Below are 4,697 nucleotides of genomic sequence, written 5' to 3'. Positions count from 1 at the left end.
TCACGGTCCCGGGTGAGGATGGCGCGCAGGCGAAGTCGCTGGCGACCACTGCGAAACTGTATGTGCGTCCGGTGCAGGGTCAGCCGCAGCCGGCGATGAAGCCCGGTCAGGCGCAACCGACTCCGGGTCAGGCGCAGCCGACTCCGGCGGCCACGCCGACCGCTGAGCCGACGCCCACGAGCGAAGCGCCCACACCGACCACCGAGGCCCCGCAGAACCGGGTGTTCCCGGCACAGGCCCCGACGCCGACCCCTTCGCCTTCGCCGTCGCCCGGCCAGACCAGCGCCCAGCAGACGCAGGCCGAGATCGCGGCCGCGAAGGCGTTGCGGCAGAGCACCGATCAGGCCACCCAGATCAAGGCCATGGCCACCCTGGATTGCAGCAAGCCGGATCCGCTGGAGGGCAACGACGATCCGAAGCTGCCGCTGGTGACCTGCTCGACCGACGGTCAGTACGTGTACCTGCTGGATCCGAGCGTGCTCGACGGCCAGGAGATCAGCAATGCCACCAACCGGCTCGACGCCAAGACCTCGCGCTGGGTCGTGGACGTGGACTTCAAGTCCGGCGGCGCCGACACCTGGGGCAAGCTGACCACCCAGTACCTGAACAAGCAGCTGGCCTTCACCCTCGACTCGCGCGTGGTGAGCGCCCCCGTGGTGCAGAGCGGCGCCCAGTTCGGCGGCAGCACCGAGATCTCCGGCAATTTCAACGGCACGACGTCCAAGGAACTCGCCAACTCGCTGAAGTACGGTTCGCTTCCGCTCTCGTTCGCGACGTCCGAGGCGGAGACCGTGTCGGCGACCCTGGGCATCTCGTCGCTGCACGCCGGTCTGATCGCCGGTGCCATCGGCCTGGTGGCCGTGCTGCTGTACTGCCTGCTCTACTACCGCATGCTCGGCTTCCTGGCCGGTTTCTCGCTGCTCGCGGCGGGCGTGGCGGTGTATGCGCTGATCGTGTTGCTGGGCCGGTGGATCGGCTTCACCCTGGACCTGGCCGGTATCGCGGGTCTGATCATCGGTATCGGTATGACAGCGGACTCGTTCGTCGTCTTCTTCGAACGCATCAAGGACCAGATGCGTGAGGGCCGCAGTTTCCGTTCGGCGGTTCCGCGTGGCTGGCAGCGCGCGCAGCGCACCAACCTGTCGGGTAAGACGGTGTCGCTCATCGCCTCCGCGGTGCTCTACCTGCTGGCCGCGGGCCAGGTGAAGGGCTTCGCGTTCACCCTCGGTCTGACCACCGTGCTCGACGTCATCGTGCTGTACCTGGTGACCTCGCCGCTGATGATGCTGGTCTCGCGCTCGCCGTTCTGGGCGAAGCCGTCGGTGAACGGCTTGGGCGCTATTGCAGAGCTTGCACAGGAACGCAAGGCCACGGCCGGTGTCCTGGTGAAGGAGGCGTGATCATGGCCAAGTCCTCTCCCATCGCGGTGGATGCCGACAGCGAACTCGATTACGAGACAACGACTTCGGGCAAGCAGCACAGCCTGTTCGAGCGGTTGTACACCGGCACCGGCGGTTTCGAGATCGTCGGCAAGCGCAAGGTGTACTACGCCATCGCCGCCGTGCTCATCGCGATCGCCGCGCTGAGCATGGGTATCAAGGGATTCACCCTGGGCATCGACTTCGCCGGTGGTTCCCGCATCCAGCTGCCCGCGGCCGCGGACGTCACCACCTCGAAGGTGGACGACGTCTACCGGTCGGTGCTCGGGCACGACCCCGTGACCACTCAGAAGGTGGGTTCGGGTTCCTCGGCCACGATTCAGCTGCGCTCGGACACGCTGACCGCCGAGCAGTCCGACAAGTTGCAGACCGCGCTGTTCGACGCCTTCCATCCGAAGGATTCCAGCGGCCAGCCCAACCGCAACGCGATCAGCGTCGCCGAGATCAGTTCGACCTGGGGTGGCCAGGTCACCGACAAGGCGTTGCTGGCGCTGGGCGTGTTCGTCGCGCTGACCATGGTGTACATCGCGATTCGCTTCGAACGCGACATGTCGATCGCGGCGATCGGTTCGCTGTTCTTCAACCTGATCGTCACCGCCGGCATCTACTCGCTGGTCGGTTTCGAGGTGACGCCCGCCGCGGTCATCGGTCTGCTCACCATTCTGGGTTACGTGCTCTACGACAACGTGGTCGTCTTCGACAAGGTCGAGGAGAACACGCGCGGCGTCCTGCACCTCACCAAGCACACGTACGCGGAGAAGGCGAACCTGGCGGCCAACCAGACGCTGATGCGGTCGATCAACACCACCGTCATCGGCATCCTGCCGATCATCGCCATGCTGGTGATCGCGGTGTGGCTGCTCGGTGTCGGCACGCTCAAGGATCTGGCGCTGGTGCAGCTGGTCGGCATGATCGTGGGTGGCTACTCGTCGATCTTCTTCGCGGTGCCGATCCTGGTGACGCTCAAGGAGACCTGGGGTCCGGTGGCCGCGCACACCAAGAAGGTGCTCAACCGCCGCCAGGGCGGCGCCAAGGCGCGTGCGGGCGAGGCCGCGGCCGAGCGGGCCGGAGCGGCGGGCCGTCGCGACGAGGCCCTCTCCGGTGGTGGCGCGCGCGACCACGCTCCGCGCAGTCAGAACTCCGGGGCGCCGCGTCCCGGGGCCCGGCCGAGTGGGAAACGACAGCAGCGACGGCACTGACGCGCAGGGGGTTTGCGACGGTGAAGCAGGATCACAAGGGACTGCGCCGGGCCGGGATCGCGTTGGTGGCGGGCACGCTCGCCGCCGGCACGCTGGCCGGATGCTCGTCCAAGAATCAGGTGCCCTCCATCGGCTACGGCGTGGACGCGGTCATCGCGAGCTACAACGGCAGCAGCACCCTGGGCGCCAACAGCGGTGCGGCGGCGGTGTTCTCGCGGGTGCTGACCGGTTTCTTCTACACCGGGCCCGACGGGCAGCCGGTGGCCGACACCGACACCGGCACCGCCAAGGAGGTGCCGGGCGACGCGCAGACCATCCAGTACCGGCTCTCCCCGGACGGCGTGTACTCCGACGGCGTCGCGACCTCCTGCGACGACCTGGTGCTGACCTGGGCGGCGCGCAGCGGCCGGTTCACCAAAGCCGGTCCGGGTGGCCCGGTTCCGCTCTTCGACGCCGCGAGCACCGACGGTTACCGCGATATCGAGCGGGTGGACTGCCAGGCCGGGTCCAAGGACGCGACCGTGGTGTTCCGGCCGGGCAAGCACTATTCGGCGTGGAAGACCCTGTTCAACGCCTCGGAGATGATGCCCGCGCACGTGATCGCCACCCAGGTGAAGATCCCGAACGTGGTGGCCCCGGTGCAGACCGGTGATCAGCCGACGCTGGAGAAGATCGCCGACTTCTGGAACAACGGCTGGAAGCTCACCCCCGGCAAGGTGGATCAATCCCTGCTGCCGTCCTCGGGCCCGTATCGGATCGACTCCTTCAGCGATAAGGACGGTCTGCTGCTGGTCAAGAACGAGAAGTGGTGGGGCAACGCGCCCAAGACGCCGCGAATCGTGGTGTGGGACCGGCATTCCGACCTGAAGTCGAAGGTGTCGGACAAGTCGATCGGCGTGCTGGACGTGGGCGCGGGCTCGCTGGGCGATGTCAGCCTGAGCGGCTTCACCAAGCAGAACCTGCCCGGTCGCGGCGTCGAGCAGTTGGTGCTGGGTACCGGCGGCGTGTTCGGTGCGGCCGACGCGCGCCGCGCGTTCGCGCTGTGCGTGCCGCGCCAGGCGCTGTTCGACAAGTTCGGGCATCCCGACTACGACGTGAAGCTCGGGTTGGGTGCCGGACCGCTGAATTCGCGGACCGTGCCGCAGGATTCGGTGTACTACCCGTCCATCTCCGGTGCCGGTGACAAGTACAAGGGCGGTGACGCGACGGCGTCGCAGGCCGCGTCGTCCTCGGGCATCCAGAACCAGACCGTCCGCATCGGCTACGTGAAGCCCGACGAGCGGCGTGCCGCCACCGTCGCGGCCATCGCGGCTGCCTGCAAGGCCGCCGGGATCACCGTGATCGACGCGGGCGCACCGGATTTCACGGCCTCGCAGCTCACCGAGGGCAAGGTGGACGCCGTACTGGGCGGCACCGCGGGCATGCCCGGCCCCTCGGGCACGCTCTCGGCGACCGACGCCATCGCCTCGCTGCGCACCGGCGCGGGCCTGAATTTCGGGCGTTTCGGCAACGGCCGCTACGATGCCATCGCGGATCAGCTTGCGGCCGAGGACAACTCCGCCACGGTGCTGAATCTGCTGAACGAGCAGGAGAACCTGCTCTGGAGCGATATGCCCTCGATTCCGCTGTTCGCCGGACCGCGCACCATCGGGTTCGGGGACGGCATGGAGAACGGGATCGCCAGCCCCACCCGGGCGGGCGCGGGCTGGAACATGGATCGCTGGGTGCTGAAACGGTGAACGCCAATGACGGCGTGGTGAATGAGGAGCGGGTGCGGATGAGCAAGCACGAGATGGTGGAGACGGCCGAGGTGGCGGGCGTGCGGGCGGCGCGGGCCGCGGACGCGGTGCAGCGGCTGACCCGCTGGCACGACGATTTCCCCACCGAGGGTGTGCGTTTCGCGGATCTGACGCCGGTCTTCGCCGACTCGGAGGGTTTCCGCGCGGTGCTGGACAGCTTCGCGGCGTGCAGGAAGAAGCAGTTGTCGCGCCCCACCTCGTGGCGAATCTGCCGCGCCGCCTCCAGGAACGGCTGCGACTCGATATCGCCGACGGTGCCA

Annotated in this window: 2 protein-coding genes and 2 pseudogenes; 3 read left to right on the top strand and 1 reads right to left on the bottom strand. The window is 67.8% G+C overall.

The features are described from left to right. The 3 genes and pseudogenes from secD to ACWELQ_RS38490 all read left to right on the top strand — a co-directional run. On the top strand, positions 1–1,400 hold a 1,400-nt coding region (secD, locus tag ACWELQ_RS38500; protein ID WP_452401938.1), incomplete at its 5' end, for a protein translocase subunit SecD. Between the two features lie 2 nt (positions 1,401–1,402). After that, positions 1,403–2,638, top strand: coding sequence for a protein translocase subunit SecF (gene secF / locus ACWELQ_RS38495; protein WP_452401937.1), 1,236 nt, complete (start codon positions 1,403–1,405; stop codon positions 2,636–2,638). A 20-nt stretch (positions 2,639–2,658) separates the two neighbouring features. Then, positions 2,659–4,059: pseudogene (locus ACWELQ_RS38490) on the top strand (ABC transporter substrate-binding protein); the annotation flags it as partial. Here ACWELQ_RS38490 and ACWELQ_RS38485 read toward each other — a convergent pair. Beyond that, a pseudogene (locus ACWELQ_RS38485) lies at positions 4,016–4,697 on the bottom strand (hypothetical protein); the annotation flags it as partial. The pseudogenes ACWELQ_RS38490 and ACWELQ_RS38485 overlap by 44 nt on opposite strands.

It is taken from the genome of Nocardia sp. NPDC004722 (assembly GCF_053601505.1).
Note: the sequence above shows the minus strand (reverse complement) of the source record. Positions and strands in the feature narration are given on the sequence as shown.